This window comes from Odoribacter splanchnicus DSM 20712 (assembly GCF_000190535.1).
Classification (GTDB): domain Bacteria; phylum Bacteroidota; class Bacteroidia; order Bacteroidales; family Marinifilaceae; genus Odoribacter; species Odoribacter splanchnicus.
This window is the reverse complement of sequence record NC_015160.1, coordinates 1,043,982-1,060,983: the sequence shown is the minus strand read 5'-3', so window position 1 is coordinate 1,060,983 and position 17,002 is coordinate 1,043,982. Positions and strand designations below refer to the sequence as shown.

Sequence of the window (17,002 nt, the reverse complement as noted above, 5' to 3'; positions counted from 1 at the left end):
ATAGGTTGTTGATAATCAATACATTAACTACATATATGACATAAACTTTTCTTTTTCTATAGAAGAGCTACGACTAATTTTCTGTTTAAGACGCGACTTTCTATTATATACGACCTCTAATTTCTCATTAATAAAGATACTTATTGCTCGTGCCGAAAAGCCTGCAACTGAATATAAATATAATATGCAATCAGACTCTTTAATTTCAGGAAAAGTTTCTCTGAAGCGAGACATTAGATTGTCTCTATATGTGTTCACGAAGCTTTCTAATTCTTTAAGTGTCTTTTGGTCGGATCCTAATCCTGAAACCAATTCCATGACATTTGTATATATTTTATGCTTTTCATTTACCGTTCCTTGATATTCGTAATATGTACTACTGAGTCTATCAATAGTTGCAAAACGCTGTTCAAATAAGTTACTAATTGCGTTTTGCATCGCTTCATTCTCTGCTTTATGATGTTCCATTGTACTATTTATCACATCTTGCATTTCTTGCGCCTCGCTTTCCTTAATCTGCAACATATTGCGAAGATTAGATGCTAGTAGCATATTGTTCTCAATCTCTTTTTTTTGAGAACGGCTACGCTGAGTCACAATAATAGTAATCAAAATAGCTATTGTCGCAAAAACGATAATATATGTGTTCTTAGTCCGTTTTGTATGGATTAAGTCTTTTTCTCTGGCTAATATTTCATGGTTTCTATAAATTGATACAGCTTCTGTTACATTCTGATTAATAACATCGTGTAATATTTTATTATTATTTGCATTTTCACTTTCAAGAGCATTGAGAGCTTCTTTGTAATTCCCAATATGCTTATTCCATTGATAAGATAACCATTTTTGAGTAGTATCAATAGACATCAACATATCCATATAGAATTTGGCACTATCTATATCTCCTGTTCCAAAATAAGACACTCCTATATTGCGATAGTCATCTATTGTAAGTAGATTATTATCAAGTTCTCTAATTCTATTATAATATACTTGAGCTAAAGTATAATCTTTTTTCGCAACATAAGACGTTGCTAATAGTCTTAGCCCATCGCTTAATAAAAGTGTATCTTGTTTAACTGAAGCTATATTTACCACTTTCTGTCCAATCTCAATACTACTATTGTAATCCGTACTATTATGAAATGCCTTACCAATATCCCAAAGTCCCCAATCTGCATAATTTGTATATCCAGACAATTGAAAATATTCATATGCTTTTTGAGCATAATTTAGACTTTCTACACTATTGTATGCGTTATTGTAGATGTCAGAAAAAGAGCGGCATATAAGTCCTAAGTAAAAATAATTATTGATTTTCTTAGCAGATACTTCGGCTTTAAGAAGATTTATAATAGCTTTAGAGTACTCTTTAGTATTTTCTTGTATGCGAGCCAGGTAATAATATGATAACATCTTATGGTACTCATCATCCAGGTCTTTATAAAAATCAACAGCGCGTTGAATTTGAGATATATCCTGAGTGTCAATGTAGTTTTTGTCTAGCGCTTGAACATATAACACAGAGTAGAGAGCCTTGTCTGCAGAGGACTTAAGGGACATTGTGTCTATGCCTTGTAGTATAATCAGCGAAGAATCTGGTCTCTCCTCCATAAGTTGCTCTGCAGAAATCAATTCTTGATTTCTTGATACCGTAGAATTGCACCCTACCAATAAAATGATGAAGACAAATATAAAAACAAAGACTATATTCTTAACTACGTGTTTCATAAACAATTAATTTTTGTGCAAAATTACAGAAAATATCCCAAATGGAGCCCGGAATCCTGCTTATTTGCCGGAGGATTTCGACCGTCCGATGGTATTTATCGCTGAAGCAGGCGATATCGTTGGGACACGGATCGGTGTAAAAACAGATTGGTATTGTTTGTGTCTGGATGCAGATGCGCATCATTTTAATAAAGAACATCCTATTTTTCACGGACCTTTTGAGGTGAATATTTCAGTGGAACTAAAACCGACTCCTTCGGAGGCATTCCGTTTTGTACGGACTGACGGGCAACCTTTGCCGGATTCGCTGGAAATGTGGCGGGTACAGACAAAAGGATATAAAACTGAAGAAGGTTTCCGCCCCGGAATGATCGCCAGACCCTGGGGATTTGCGGATTCGCCGGATGCCGAATACATCTCAGGGGGTGTCAGTGCTAAAGATATCGATGCCGTAGCGATGGGAAGGCATGGTAATTTCTTCTTTTGGGGATTTTCTGCCTCCCCGGAGAATATGACGGATGAAGCACAGACTGTTTTTGCCAATGCCGTGGCATATATTTCAAAATTCGCGGGCCAGACACCTATCGCCCGGAGATATAAAAGTGATATAGCCACCCGTGAATATGCCGTACAGCAGAAAGATTTTATTTCCTATAAAAGATGGCAGGAAAGAATGGTCGTGGAGAAACAGTATATAGAAAAAACGGAAGAAATCAAAAAAGTGGCTCTGGCGAAGCAGGCCAAAGGGGAGAAGCTGACAAGTGAAGAAAAAGCAGCTTTAAGGAGTACCGTAAAACTACAGAGTTATGCAGAATGGCTGAAATCCCGTGAACCTGTTTTGTTTGAAAAGTTCGGGGACAATGAACAGGCTTACAAGGATTATTTCGATGACAACCGGGATTATTTTTACGGTGGCGATAAAGTGATTTATTGGATGGTAGATGAAGATGTGAAAAGCTGGGGGATTCCCAATAATGATATCCGTTTGTTGGACAAGGCTATCGGTTGTTGGGAACGGGGAGAGGAAGTGGATAAGGCCAAACGGGTACTTACCCGTTATACGCTGTGTCGTTTCGCTACACCGCAGGAATGGCGCGATTGGTACGAAACCAATAAAGACCGGATATTTTTTACCGAATCCGGCGGTTGGTTTTTTATGGTAAATACGAGGGATTTGAGTGTGCCGGGAAATGATTATCGGATGAGGGGACAAAAGATTCCGGGTGAAGATTACCGGGGAGAGAAACGAAGAGTTCCGGAAACAGAAGCTGCCCTGAACAGTGATAAAAATCCGGTATATATGGAAATGAAAACCGAAGAGGCGGAAAACGGTAATAAGTGGGTCGTGGTAAAGATGAATATTCATCCGGGGTATCATACGTATGCCCGGGTGGCGTCTACAGATCCGTATATGCCGACTGCTTTGCAGTTTACTTTTCCGGAAGGATGGGGAGAAGCAGAAAAATTGCTGTGGCCTGTCAGTAAAAAGCTGAATGAGGCGGGAACCAGGTATTATGAAGGAGAAGTTGTTTTCCGTCAGGAAATCAAAGGAAAAGGCAAAGGAGAGGTTCACTGCACGGTGGAGTATCAATGTTGCAATGATTATATCTGCATGCCACCGGGAAAGGTGGAGCTAAATGTAAGGATCGAATAAACTAATTTAAAAGTAGAATTATTCTGTCGTTACTTATTCGTCTTCAGTGTTCGTGTTCGGGGACCCGGTTGCTTCTGTCGGTCGTCTGGCTTTTTCTATCACTGACCGGCGGAACTCCTCACTCCGCAAAAAACTTTACGTTACGTTTCCGTCAGACACCACCGGTCGGTCGTTCAGAAAAGGCAAGACGACACTCGCCAGAGCTCCAATGGTCCCCGAACACGAACACCTCCGACTCACGTTATCACGGCATGGAAAACGAACTGTGACCTGAAAGGTATAAACTTCTATCAAACAACTGTTTTTCTGAACCCTTACCTTCGGGATTAATTCAGTAATCGGTATTTTATAGGAATAATCCGGTCAGGTGACCCAGGTATCCGTACTCCGGTCAGGGTGGCCTGCCCTTTCATTCAATAAAACTTTCCTTCTTTGCCCTGTAGTGCTGACGGAAGATGCAGGGTTTTATGGCGGAAGACCATTGGAGCAGGAACGAGGGTCCGGTTAGGTTTTCCGAACGGCCGGCCGGTGGTGTCTGACGGAAACGTAACGTAAAGTTTTTTGCGGAGTGAGGAGTTCCGCCGGTCAGTGAAGGAAAGCCTTAACGGACCGGTCCAGGCGAACCGGTCGGACAGCACAAAACCCGGAATCGGAATAGAAAGAAAAAATATACCTGCCATAAAATTAAAGAAAGGGAGAATTGAAGGTTACTCTTCTTTTCTCCCTTTTTCAGATTATAGGACGTTTTAATTATACACTCAGCTTTTAGAACTGTAACAGCATTGCTCCGCAGGAGTAGCCCCCGCCGAAAACGGTAAGGCCGACCAGGTCTCCGGGTTTCACTTTATGCAGGTTTTCGGAGAGAGAGATGGCACAGCTCGGGCTGCCGGTGTTACCTCGTTGTTCGATATTCATCAGAAAACGTTCCTCCGGGATATCGGTTTGCCTGGCTATCGTTTTGATAATGCGCTGGTTGGCCTGATGCGAAGAAATCCAATTCAAATCCTGGACAGTCTTACCATAACTTTGGGTTACCTTTTCTAAAGCTTCGACCATATAATGACAGGCATTGATAAATACATCGCGTCCTTCAGGCATTCCGATGCCACCGTTCTGTGGGCGGAGATACACCGCTTCGGCTGCTTTGCCGATGTGTCCCAGACCTTGGGTATAGATATCGATAATTCGGGGATCATGCCCGCTATAATTCCCGGCAGAGACAAAAAACGCTACAGCACCGTCTCCCCATAGGTGGCCGCTTTGCGGATCGTTTTCGTTGGCATAAGCTGTGTTGTGTTCTGCTCCGATGATCAGGGCTTTGGTCGCTTTCCCCAGAGCAAAATAGCCTTGTGCAATTTCCATCGCATTGATAAAAGAAGAACAGGCTGAGGAAACACTCACACATTTGGCGTGCTCGATGTGATAACGGCGTTGCACCATATGGGCCGGGGTAGCAACGGTATCGTAGGGGGAATAGGTTGCTGCGATGATTAAATCGATTTCCTCCATGGGATAAGGCAAATCGGTAGTGGCAAGATCCACTGCTTTTATCCCCATCGTATTGGTGTTTTCATTTGCAGCTGCTTTACTGCGGTTTTTGATACCGGTCCGGGAATAAATCCATTCGTCGTCCAGACCGTTTACTTCCTTGAAGTAAGAATTAGGAACCACAGAGTCCGGTAAATAGTGGGAAATTTTGTTGATAAACAATTCCATAGATTTAGCATTATGTTTCTGTTAGCTGTGATTTTGACATCAAACCTTCGTGCTAACAAGAAGTATGCCATATCCTCAGCCTTTGTTTAATATTCCATTAAATAGTAAGTCGACATATTCACGCAGCGACTGATAATTCCTTTTCCGGTGCCCGATGATAATAAAGGGTTGCTCCAGACTTTTGAACATAATCAGCAGCGTTTTTGCGAATGAGGAAGGATTATTGATATTGAAGAGGCCTTGCTCTTTACCGTTCTGCAAGATACGGGTTAGCAATTGCCGTTCTTTCATATCGATACCCTTACGTAACTGTTCAACTCGCAAATTGTTGAAAATAAAATCATAACGGATGTATTTGTTCTGACGGACCAGATTGTCGATCACATTGAACCGCGCTAAAATATATAATTTTAATTTGCGGTCGGGAGGAAGTGCAGAGTCTGCGGCCTTCTGCAATTTCTCATTAATGTCTTTGACATGATCCTCGACTACATAGTGATAAATCTCTTCTTTACTCTTAAAATGCATATATAAAGTCCGCCGACTCATGTTTGCTGCCTGAGCAATATCATTCATCGTTGCTTTATAAACGCTCATTTCTGAGAAAAGAGACTTGGCAACATGTATGATTTTATTCTTTGTCTTACTTAATTTTGTTCTCATAAATCTTGCGGTTGTGACTTTAAATTGCACAAAACACAAAATTTTGTGCAATTATAGCTATTTTCTATGACATTTATGGGCAAAGATAGTTTTTTTAACGGAAGAAAATGAGGTTTTGAGGATTGTTAAGTGTTCCAACGATTGCATAACCCCGGTATTTTATGTTTTATCCCTCTCCGATTCGTGTAAAAGGATGACAAATGTCATGTTTTATTGTTGAAGCGGGTGGTATCTTTGCGCGCGAATTGGGAGAGGTGGTGGAGGTGGCGATCGTTTTTTACAGCGTGTAATTTAATTGTCTGATTATGAATGTTACAAAAGTTTCCTTCTACAAGGAAAAAATTTTTTCGGCCCGGTGGTTTCAAACTTGGGGAACTCTTTTATTGGGATCTATGGTGATAGCGACCGGTTACACTTTTTTCATGACTCCCTACCAGATCGTTCCGGGAGGAATTTATGGTATTTCTACCATTTTGAACTGGAAACTGGGATTCCCGATCGGTATGGCGGCATTGTGTTTTAACCTGCCGTTGAGTTTGATCGGTTTTAAAATATTAGGCCGTGATTTCGGTTTGAGGACTTTTATCTGCTTTTGGTTGGTAGCTTTGTTTGCCGACGGTTTTCCGTGGGCTCTGGAACATTGGTGTGGCTATACGGCAGAATTTGCACATGATCCCCTGCAATTGGTCAAAGGAGGTATCGACAATCCCGATGCAACGAAGGAAGGGGTATTGTTGGCCAGTATCTTCGGAGGTGTGGTTATCGGAGTCGGAGCCGGATTGATTTTCAAGACCCGTTCTTCGAGTGCCGGTACGGATGTTTTGGCTGCCGTATTACATAAATTGACCCGCAGGCCTTTGGGGATGATGCAGATGACTGTCGACCTGATTATCGTGGTATTGGGTTTTGTGGCTTTCCCGGATTGGAAAACTCCGTTTTATTCCCTGATCACTATTTTTATTATGGGGAAAGTAATCGATATTGTCATCGGTGGGTATTCCAGCGATAAAACTTTTTTCATCATATCCGAAAAAACAGAAGAATTACGTCGGTTTATACTTTCGGAATTACACCGGGGCGGCTCTATCGTACCGGTCAACGGGATGTGGAACCGTTCGGAGAAAGAAATGATTATGACGGTCGTCAACCGTAAAGAGGTGACTACTTTGCAACGGGCCATCCAGCATATCGATCCTCATGCTTTTACCATGATCCTGAATGCTCAGGAGATTATGGGGCAAGGATTTAAACGGATGGATTGGGACGATAACAAGTAAATACCTGAGTTGCACGGTCGAAAATGCCCTGGAGCCAGGCGATAGTCATGCCGTAGTTGCTGACCGGAATCCGGGCATCGATGGCCGGTTGCAGACGGTGGCGCAATTGGGTGGCTGTGATCATACAGCCTCCGCATTGAATGATCAGGGCATAATCCGTTATCGGACGTTCGATCCGGTCTAAGCCGGCGATATGGTCGAATTCCAGCTGCTTTCCGGTATACTTGCGAAGAAGGGCGGGGATTTTGACCCGGCCGATATCTTCACAGGAAACATGATGGGAACAGGATTCGAGCAGAAGAATCCGGTCGCCGTCTTTCAGTTCCGGGATGCGGGAGGTCCCGGCCAGATATCGGTCGAAATTGCCTTTATGGTGTGCCAGAATAATGCTGAAACTGGTGAAAGGAATATCCTGGGGAATCCAGGGGGCTATTTTGCCGAATACCTGACTATCTGTGATTACCAGGTCCGGTCGTAACGAATTCCGCTGAAAATAAGTCGTGATTTCTTCGGGTTGGACGACAATACCGATACCATGCCGGTCCAATATCTCTCTTAACATTTGTACCTGAGGCAAGATCATCCGGCCTGTCGGAGCTTCCGAATCGATGGGGGTGACCAGCATAACCACTTGGCCGGGACAAACCAGATCCCCTAACAGAGAGGAAGAATTTTGCCGGTTTACCAAAGTGCCGATTTTTTGAATCAGCATTTCTCTTTTAGCCTGGCAAGTGGAGAAACCGATAACCGGGGTACCGTATTTTTGCAAGAGTTTTTCCCGAAGTTGCTCCTGTAAAGGTTCCAGGTCCGATTTATTGTGTACGATCAAAAAAGGAAGTTTTAACTTTTGAAATTCTTCGGTCAGTATTTCTTCGAAATGACCGAAGCGGTTGCCGGTGATCACCAGTAAGGCTGCATCGGCTTGCCGGATGGTTTCGAACGTTTTTTTTACCCTTAATTCCCCGAGTTCACCTTCGTCATCCGTTCCGGCAGTGTCGATTAAAACGACCGATGCAACTCCCGGGATTTCATAACTTTTCTTTACCGGGTCTGTTGTCGTGCCGGCAATGGGGGAGACAACGGCTTTGTCCTGTTGTAAAATCGTGTTGACGATAGAACTTTTTCCGGTATTTCTCCGGCCGGTGATGACGAGATGAAATTTATCCATGAATCGGGGTTATTTATACATGCTGACTTCTTCTGCTGTGATTGTCGGGCTTCCGAGAATAATCAAACGTTCGACGACGTTGCGGAGTTCACGGATATTTCCGGTCCATTCGTAACTTTTCAGCGCTTGTAAAGCTTCCGGTGTAATATTTTTTTGTGCTATCCCCATTTCGTTGCAAATGGTTTCCAGAAAATAGGTCACTAACTCGTCGATATCTTCCGGACGGTCTTTCAAAGGGGGAACTTCGATAATTATAACACTCAGACGGTGGTATAAATCTTCCCGAAACCGTCCTTTGGCAATCTCTTCTTTCAGATTTTTATTGGTTGCTGCGATGACCCGCACATCTATCTGAATATCCGTGTCGCTTCCGATCCGGCTGATTTTATTTTCCTGTAAGGCCCGGAGTACTTTAGCCTGTGCTTCCAGGCTCATATCCCCGATTTCGTCGAGGAATAAAGTCCCTCCCGAGGCTAGTTCGAATTTCCCTTTCTTCTGTTTGATCGCCGAAGTGAACGATCCTTTTTCGTGTCCGAACAGTTCGCTTTCGATCAGCTCCGAAGGAATAGCTGCACAGTTGACTTCTATAAAAGCTCTGTCGTTACGGTGACTTTTTTCGTGCAACTGATGGGCTACCAATTCTTTACCACAACCGTTCGGTCCAGTGATGAGTACCCGGGCATCGGAAACCGCCACTTTATCGATCATGATACGGATATGATTCAATGCATCCGAATGGCCGATCATCTCGTATTTCTTACTGACTTTGGTTTTTAGCTTTTGGGTCTCCTCGATAAGCTGGTTTTTGTCCGTTGCGTTTTTGATCGTAATCAGAATCCGGTTCAGGTCCAGCGGTTTCTCGATGAAATCGTAAGCTCCTTTTTTGATGGCTTCGATAGCTGTATCTATGGTGCCGTGTCCCGATATCATGATGACCGGCACATCGGAAGTAAATTCTTTGATTCGTTCCAGTACCTCGATTCCTTCCATTTTAGGCATTTTGATATCACAGAACACCACCTCCGGTTTTTCAGTTTTCACCGACACCAATCCCTCCATGCCGTTTTCAGCTAATACGACTTCGTGTCCTTCGAAAGAGAGAATGTCTTTCATCGAATTACGGATGCTACGTTCGTCGTCGATTACAAGTATTTTTGCCATGGTCATTTTTTTTACACGGATAGCAAAATTAGGAATAATTTCGAAATCCTCAAATTTCCGAATCTTCAAATGTTTTCATAGCTTTGTAGCTAGGATGATTGTCAAATTATTTGGAATACGCTTATGAGATATATTTTATCTGTTCTGATTGTTTTTTGTTTGATTTGTCCCGATACGCTGGGACAGCGTAAAAAAGTAGGAGTCGTGCTGAGTGGTGGGGGGGCGAAAGGAGTTGCTCATATCGGTGTGCTGAAAGTGCTCGAGGAAGCGGGGATTCCGATCGATTATATTTCCGGGACGAGTATGGGGGCTATTGTCGGAGGGTTGTATGCCGTCGGATATAATGCCAAGGCGCTGGATAGTTTGGTCAGGATGCAGAACTGGCCTTTCTTGCTGAGCGATAAGGTATATCGTTTCAACCAGCCTTTTACCGAGAAAGAATCCAATGAGAAATACCTCATTTCCCTTTCTTTTTCCCAGGAAAAAGGTCTTTCGGTACCGGCAGGTTTCGTGAGCGGACAGAATATTTATAACCTGTTTTCCGAATTGACCATCGGTTTTCACGATTCGATTCCGTTCCGGGATTTACCGATTCCGTTCGCTTGTGTGTCGGCCAATATGATCGATGGGAAAGAAGTGGTGATGGACAAGGGGATACTGCCTTTGGCGATGCGGGCGAGTATGGCTATCCCGGGAGTCTTCGCTCCCGTAACTATCGATAGTATGGTATTGGTAGACGGAGGTATCTCGAATAATTTTCCCGTGGATGTGGCTAAAAATATGGGAGCCGAAATTACCATCGGGGTGGATCTCAGCACAGGGTTGAAAGATGAGAAAGGACTGGATAATATCATGGGGATCGTCGATCAGCTGACGGCTTTTATGGGCATGAAGAGTTATGAGAATAATAAAGCGATGGTGGATTTGTATATGAATCCGGATCTGAAAGGATTTACTGCGGCCAGTTTTACTGCGGAGGCTATCGATACGATGATTCAAAGAGGAGAACGGGTAGCCCGGGCCAATTGGGATAAAATTATGGCTTTGAAGAAACAGATCGGTCTTGAACCGGACGAAGATGCTGCTCCCCATCTCGAAAACAGGTTTTTGGAAACAGACACTCTTATTATAGGAAAAATTTCTATCGAAGGAGTGAAGGAAAAAGATGAAAAATGGATACAACGGCAAATCGGGATCAAAGAATTTTCTGTCATCACCATGGATGATTTACACAAAGCGATTTCTTTTTTATACGGTACCGGGGCTTTTGCCAATGTAAACTATGCCCTCAACGGGGATCAGATTTATGACCTGACGCTACGGCTGAAAGAAAAACCGGCCAGTTCACTGAATCTGGGATTCCGTTTCGACTCGGAAGAAATGGCTTCGATCCTGTTGAATACAACCCTTAGCCATAGGGCGTTGAGGGGGTCCAGACTGTCGATTACCGGACGTTTGAATAAAAACCCTTACGTATTGGTGGATTATTCTTTCGGCAGTAATATGCTGAGAAAATTGGGCGTATCCTATATGTTCAAATACAACGATATCAATCTGTACGATAAAAAAGACAAAGTCGATAATATTACTTTCTCTTATCATCGCGGAGACCTGAATTTATCGGATATTTATTTCCGGAATTTCAAATTTCAATTGGGGTTACGGTATGAATATTTCAATTATAAATCCGTCCTGTACAATACCGATTATATAGCGGAAAATCTGAAGTCACAGGGATTTGCCAGCTACTATGCTTTAGCTCATTTCGATACTTACGATAAGAAATATTTTCCGGACAAGGGGATGAGTTTCCGGGCTGATTATTCACTTTACACCGATAATATGGTCAATTATGACGGGCATGCTCCTTTTTCGGCCTTATCGGCCGATTTCGAACCGACCGTCCGGCTGACCCGTAGGGTATATCTTTTGCCGGCTTTGTACGGAAGGGTATTGATCGGACGCGATATAGCCATTCCTTATCTGAATTATGTCGGTGGAGAAGTAGCCGGAAGGTATATGAATCAGCAATTGCCTTTTTACGGTATCCATAATCTGCAGGTGTTCGATAATTCGGTGGTCGTGGGGCGTTTACAGTTGAGATATCGCTTGGGAATGAGGCATTACATCACTTTAACCGGGAATTATGCCAAACAGTCGGAAAGCTTTTTCGATATTCTGAAAGGAGACGATGTTTGGGGTGGAGGTGCCGGTTATGCTTATAATTCCATTATCGGACCGATCAGTGTCACCTTCGATATGTCCAATTGGGACCAGAAATTAGGGGTGTATTTCAATCTCGGCTATTATTTTTAAATTGGAGTAATTGTAATAAAAACGGAAATAAATGGGAAAATATTGGATTTGCATCTGTTTGGCCTGGGGGTTAGGGATCGGAGGTTGTACACCGGTACAGCAATATCGGTATACCGAAGGAAAGATTTACGGTACATTTTATCATATATCCTATGCTTCTGACGAGGATTTGAAAGAGGAAATTCTCCGGCAAATGGAGTCGGTAAACGCTTCTCTTTCCATGTTTAATCCCGAATCGGTTATTGCCCGTCTGAACCGCAACGAGACGGATAGTACAGATGCTCTGTTTCAGAAAATGTATGCGATGGCTTTGCAAGTAAACCGGAAAACCGAAGGAGCTTTCGATATTACGGTCGGACCTTTGGTCAATGCCTGGGGATTCGGTTTTAAACAAAATTCTTTCCCGGATTCTGCCCGTATAGATACATTACGGCAATTTGTAGGTATGGATTTACTGACTTTGACGGAGGGGAAATTGCAGAAAAAATACCCGGAAATTACGCTGGATGCCAGTTCTATTGCTAAAGGACTTGGAGTAGATTTGGTGGCCGAATACTTCGAGCGTAAAGGCTTGAACGATTATATGGTAGAGATCGGAGGAGAGGTCAGGGCCAAAGGACAAAGCAGTAAAAAACGGCCCTGGCGGATAGGAATCGACCGTCCCGAGGAAGATGTGACCGCTCGGAACCGCCGGTTACAAATGATTGCCGGACTGAGTCAGGGGGCTTTGGCTACTTCGGGCAACTACCGGAATTTTTATGTGCACGACGGTAAAAAGTATGCCCATACGATAAATCCCAAGACAGGTTATCCTGTTCAGACCGAAGTGCTCAGTGCATCGGTTTATGCTCCTACCTGTATGGAAGCCGATGCTTATGCCACTGCTTTTATGGTATTGGGATTGCAAAAAGCCCGGCAGATTGTTTTGGCCGATCCTGAACTGGAAGGCGCTTTTATTTATCTGGAAGAAGGAAAAATGAAAAACTGGATTTCACCTGGCTTTGAAAAATTGATTGTAGAAAAATAGAGAGGAGTGAGGGAAAATGATGAAGAGAATCGTATTTATACTCATCATTTGTTTTTGGGTTGGAAGGGTACTGGCTATAGACCATAGGATTCCGGCAGTACAAGATTCTGTGCGCCTGGATACCGTTAAGAAAAGTTTACAGGCACAGTCTTTACAACATCTTTTGGAGCGGGATTCCTTGCCACTGATGACCTTACCGGTTGATGCACAGATGAAGATGTCTCCGGTGTATTTACCGGATAGTCTGATCCGGGATACCCTGCGGTATGAATATACCAAAATTAAAGACTTTGCCTATAAGGCGAAATGGACGAAAGAACTTTATAAAATGGTCTTCGTCAATCCCCATCGTGGATATCTGAATGTCATGCGTACGCAGAACAGTGAGGAACGATTTAAAGCTTATTCCGGGAAAGTGATTCATGATATTTCTATTGTTGTTCTGCCTCCTTATGGGACTAGTGTTTACGATACCACTTACTTCGAGGAAGATATGGGATGGCTGAAAAACTTAGCCAACAAAACCCATATGAAAACGGCCGAAAAAGTAATCCGCAGGCAGTTGACGATAAAACCCGGCATGTTATTGGTACCTTTTGAGTTGGTGCAAAATGAAATTTTGTTGAGAAGATTGGATTATATCGATGATGCGAATATGATCGTTACGGAAGATCCGGACAACCCTGCTCAGGTGAATGTTACCCTCATTTGTAAAGATCAGCTTTCGTGGGGAGCGACGGTCGAATCGAATTTCTTGAATTCTTTCGATATCGGACTCGAAAATAAAAACTTTATGAAATTGGGACATGTCCTGAATTATGAGTTCAGTTACCGGGGAACCAAAGACAAAAAATGGGGAAACGAGTTGGAATATAAGGTGAACAGTCTTTGGGGGACTCATATCAACATCCGGGGATATTACCGCAATGATTACCGTGAAAAAGAAGTTTTCGTAGATGTCGAAAGGCAATTCCTGACCAACCGGATGAAATGGGCCGGAGGGATGGGAGTAGGACGTGTTTTTTATTCGGATGATTTACCGGACCGGAATGTAAACCGGTTGGAAGAGTTGTTCAATTATCATTATCAGGACGTATGGTTAGGTAAATCTTTTTTGTTGCCTTACCGGTATAGCTATAACCAGAATATGTTTCTGACGGGGCGTTTTTTTACGACCCTTTTCAATAATCGTCCTTTGGTTACAGACGATACCAACCATTTGTATTATAACCGGAGGGATTATTTTGCCGCTTTTACTTACATCAAAATGAAGTATTATAAGGCCAATCTGATCTATGATTTCGGGCGTACGGAAGATATTCCTACGGGATTGATGCTTAGTCTGACCACGGGGTATGAAAAGAGTGAATTCGATAATTATGGCTATATCGCCGGAGAGTGTCACTATTCCCATTTTAATAAATACGACGAGCGTTATTACGCCCTGGAAGCAGCCTTGGGGTCTTATGTCAACGAAGACGGTTTCACCCGGGGGACGCTGAAATTGGGAGCCAGTCATATCAGTAATTTGTGTAGCTGGGGCAGTTTTAAATTCCGTTTCTATAACGACGTACATTATGTGAAAGGAATCCGGCGTTATCCGGGCGATTTTTTGTATATGGAAGATCGGAATATTCGCGGATTTTCATCCGATACACTAAGAGGAAATCAAAAACTGTCGTCTTCTTTGGCGACTACTTTTTTCTTGCCCTATATTAAAAAAGGATTCCGGGTTTCCATTTCTTCTTTCTGTGATTTCGGTGTGATTGCCGCCGACAATAAAAAATTGGTACACAGCAAAACGTATTGGGGATTCGGGGTAGGAGTCAACCTGAGAAACGATAATGTCGTCATTAAAAATATTTCTTTTCGTTTTGCCGTTTATCCTACTATTCCTGAGGATGGCAGGAGTTTTCAAGCGATACTTTCCAGTGGGAACAGAGGCAGTTTTTATGATTATCACGTAACAAAACCACAGGTGATTCAGTATGAATAGGAAATACGGATAGGTCATGACAAGTTTTGCGTCATCTGATATTTGGTTAGCTTTTATTATGACTCTGGTTGCAGCGATTTCTACTTTTATGGGAGCGATGACGTCGTTATATTTCAGAAAAGTCAACCAGGTTACCCTTTCGGTCATTTTGGGATTTGCAGCCGGAATAATGATTTATACCGCTTTTATGAAACTGATGCCCGATTCGATCAGCATCCTATCCTCCCAATTGTCTTATGCTCAGACGAAAATCACCAGTACGGTCTGGTTTTTTGTCGGTATCGTTTTGTTGTATCCTTTAGGATATCTGGTGAAGTTGTGGAAGAAAAAAGAGGTGGAACGCTACGACGCTTCACTTCAATATTACCGGCGGGTAGCGATATTGGTGCTTCTGACGATTACCGCCCATAGTTTCGTCGAAGGGCTGGCGACTTTTCTGTCGTTTTTGGCTACTCCTTTGGTGGCTATTCCTCTGGTTCTTTCTATTATTGTCCACAACTTTCCCGAAGGGATGACGATCGGAGCCCTGTTTAATAAAATCAGTGATTCGATGAATCGCCGCCGGGCTATATTCTACAGTGTGATCGCTTCCTTATTCGAACCGATCGGAGCCCTGATGGCTTATATTTTTATTCTGAAATATTCTAATCCGGTTTTAACCGGAATACTGAAAGCTTTTCTTTCCGGACTATTGGTAGCCACTGCACTGAATGAACTGATTCCCAATTCCCAACTGAAAGGGAACCGGAAGGTGTCGGTACAGAGTATTATTTTAGGCATGTTTATTATGGGTGTCGTCTTGGTCAGTGCTTCGATTTTTTAAAATTTTACAACAATTGTAATTATTTTCAGAATTTTTTAACGTTTCTCCGGTCTGAGGTTTGGAGGATGTGCCTCTGCGGTTTATCTTTGCTGAAAATATAAAGATAGGGTATTTTTTTGATTCATAAATAATTAATTGGTTGTAAATGAAAAAAGTCTTCTTGTTTTCTTTATTTTTGGTTTTAGGGTTAGTTCTTTCACAGTGTTTACCGGTTTGGTTGGGGGAGGCATTCCTGACAGCTGAAAAGGTAGCGAAGACTTTGATGTTCGTTTGTCTGGCATTTATTATGATTAATGTCGGGCGGGAATTCGAATTGGATAAAACGAAATGGAGATCTTATGCTGCCGATTATTTTATAGCTATGGCTACTGCTGCCGTGCCCTGGATTATGGTCGCTTTTTATTATATGTTCTTATTGCCTGCCGATTTGTTCGGGAATTGGGATGCCTGGAAAGAGAATTTATTATTGAGCCGGTTTGCGGCCCCTACTTCTGCCGGTATATTGTTTACCATGCTGGCTGCTGCCGGGTTACGGCGCGAGTGGATCTATAAGAAGACCCAGGTGCTGGCGATCTTCGACGATCTCGATACGATCTTACTGATGATTCCCTTGCAAATATTTATGATCGGTTTTAAGTGGCAGTTATTTGCCGTGGTGATTGTGATCACTTTTTTATTAGTGATCGGTTGGAAAAAACTGGGAACGATCCGGTTGTCCCAAACCTGGAAATCTATTTTATTTTATGCTGTATGCATCGTAGCTGTAACGGAAAGTATTTATCTTTTGACCAAGTGGATGATGGGAGCTGACGGAGCGATTCATATCGAAGTATTGTTGCCTGCCTTTGTCTTGGGAATGGTGATGAAGACTGTCCATCAACACGGGAACCGGGACGAAAAGATAACCGGAATGATTTCTTATCTGTTTATGTTTCTGGTGGGGTTGAGTACACCTCAGTTTATCGGTATCGATCATGGACACCGGATTACAGAAGCTGTGGGGATTATTGCTGCACAGCCTATGCCTTCCTGGGAGGTATTGGTTGTGCATGTGATCGTTGTTACTTTACTTTCGAATTTGGGAAAGATGTTTCCGTTGTTTTTCTATCGGGATCGGCAATTGGAAGAGAGACTCGCCCTTTCTGTCGGTATGTTCACCCGGGGGGAAGTTGGGGCCGGAATTATTGTCATCGCTATGGGCTATAATCTGGGCGGTCCCGCTCTGATTATTTCTGTATTGAGTTTGGTACTCAACCTGCTTTTGACCGGTGGTTTTGTGGTCATTGTGAAACGTTTGGCACAACAGGCTTATGGACTGAAAGAATAGACGGAATAAAGATACCTTTTCTTGGGAACAATGGAGAAAAGAAGAATAAACTTTCATTCTCCGTTTCTCCAAATTTATGGTAGGTTTGAATAAGTTCATAAAGTCTATGGACCTGCGGGTGTGGCCGGACGGAACCGGAGTTT

General features: G+C 42.8%; 12 protein-coding genes. 7 read left to right on the top strand and 5 right to left on the bottom strand.

All coding sequences use genetic code 11. The annotated features are described in order from the left end of the window. Positions 1-27: 27 nt before the first annotated feature. A complete protein-coding gene (locus tag ODOSP_RS04455; RefSeq protein ID WP_013611190.1) occupies positions 28-1,731 on the bottom strand; it encodes a tetratricopeptide repeat protein in 1,704 nt (567 codons plus the stop codon). Positions 1,732-1,744: 13 nt separating this feature from the next. On the opposite strand from ODOSP_RS04455, the gene ODOSP_RS04450 reads away from it, so the two are divergent. Next, positions 1,745-3,385, top strand: coding sequence for a protein-disulfide reductase DsbD N-terminal domain-containing protein (locus tag ODOSP_RS04450; protein WP_013611189.1), 1,641 nt, complete (start codon positions 1,745-1,747; stop codon positions 3,383-3,385). A gap of 765 nt (positions 3,386-4,150) precedes the next feature. Here ODOSP_RS04450 and ODOSP_RS04440 read toward each other — a convergent pair. Both ODOSP_RS04440 and ODOSP_RS04435 read right to left on the bottom strand, forming a co-directional pair. Further along, positions 4,151-5,101: a 3-oxoacyl-ACP synthase III family protein gene (locus ODOSP_RS04440; protein ID WP_013611188.1), complete on the bottom strand. Its 951-nt coding sequence runs from the start codon at positions 5,099-5,101 to the stop codon at positions 4,151-4,153. Positions 5,102-5,176: 75 nt separating this feature from the next. After that, the gene (locus tag ODOSP_RS04435; RefSeq protein WP_013611187.1) at positions 5,177-5,764 is read right to left on the bottom strand and encodes a TetR/AcrR family transcriptional regulator; all 588 of its coding nucleotides are present in this window, start codon (positions 5,762-5,764) and stop codon (positions 5,177-5,179) included. Positions 5,765-6,069: 305 nt separating this feature from the next. Between ODOSP_RS04435 and ODOSP_RS04430 the strand changes: the two genes are divergently transcribed. Then, a complete protein-coding gene (locus ODOSP_RS04430) occupies positions 6,070-7,041 on the top strand; it encodes a YitT family protein (protein ID WP_013611186.1) in 972 nt (323 codons plus the stop codon). On the opposite strand, the gene hydF is transcribed toward ODOSP_RS04430, so the two are convergent. Together hydF and ODOSP_RS04420 are read right to left on the bottom strand one after the other, a co-directional pair. After that, positions 7,010-8,209 carry a [FeFe] hydrogenase H-cluster maturation GTPase HydF gene (gene hydF, locus ODOSP_RS04425; RefSeq protein WP_013611185.1) on the bottom strand — a complete coding sequence of 400 codons (1,200 nt, stop codon included), beginning with the start codon at positions 8,207-8,209 and terminating at the stop codon, positions 7,010-7,012. The genes ODOSP_RS04430 and hydF overlap by 32 nt on opposite strands. A 9-nt stretch (positions 8,210-8,218) precedes the next feature. After that, positions 8,219-9,370 carry a sigma-54-dependent transcriptional regulator gene (locus ODOSP_RS04420; protein WP_013611184.1) on the bottom strand — a complete coding sequence of 384 codons (1,152 nt, stop codon included), beginning with the start codon at positions 9,368-9,370 and terminating at the stop codon, positions 8,219-8,221. Between the two features lie 123 nt (positions 9,371-9,493). Between ODOSP_RS04420 and ODOSP_RS04415 the strand changes: the two genes are divergently transcribed. From ODOSP_RS04415 to ODOSP_RS04395, 5 genes are all read left to right on the top strand, one after another. After that, positions 9,494-11,686, top strand: a complete 2,193-nt coding sequence (locus tag ODOSP_RS04415; RefSeq protein ID WP_013611183.1) for a patatin-like phospholipase family protein — start codon at positions 9,494-9,496, stop codon at positions 11,684-11,686. 31 nt (positions 11,687-11,717) lie between these two features. After that, positions 11,718-12,713, top strand: a complete 996-nt coding sequence (locus ODOSP_RS04410; protein WP_013611182.1) for an FAD:protein FMN transferase — start codon at positions 11,718-11,720, stop codon at positions 12,711-12,713. A gap of 16 nt (positions 12,714-12,729) precedes the next feature. Continuing rightward, a complete protein-coding gene (locus ODOSP_RS04405) occupies positions 12,730-14,709 on the top strand; it encodes a BamA/TamA family outer membrane protein (protein ID WP_118103129.1) in 1,980 nt (659 codons plus the stop codon). A 16-nt stretch (positions 14,710-14,725) separates the two neighbouring features. Next, entirely contained in the window at positions 14,726-15,532 is an 807-nt protein-coding gene (locus ODOSP_RS04400; RefSeq protein WP_013611180.1) for a ZIP family metal transporter, read from the top strand. A gap of 145 nt (positions 15,533-15,677) precedes the next feature. Then, positions 15,678-16,859 carry a sodium:proton antiporter gene (locus ODOSP_RS04395; RefSeq protein ID WP_013611179.1) on the top strand — a complete coding sequence of 394 codons (1,182 nt, stop codon included), beginning with the start codon at positions 15,678-15,680 and terminating at the stop codon, positions 16,857-16,859. The last annotated feature ends 143 nt before the right edge of the window (positions 16,860-17,002 follow it).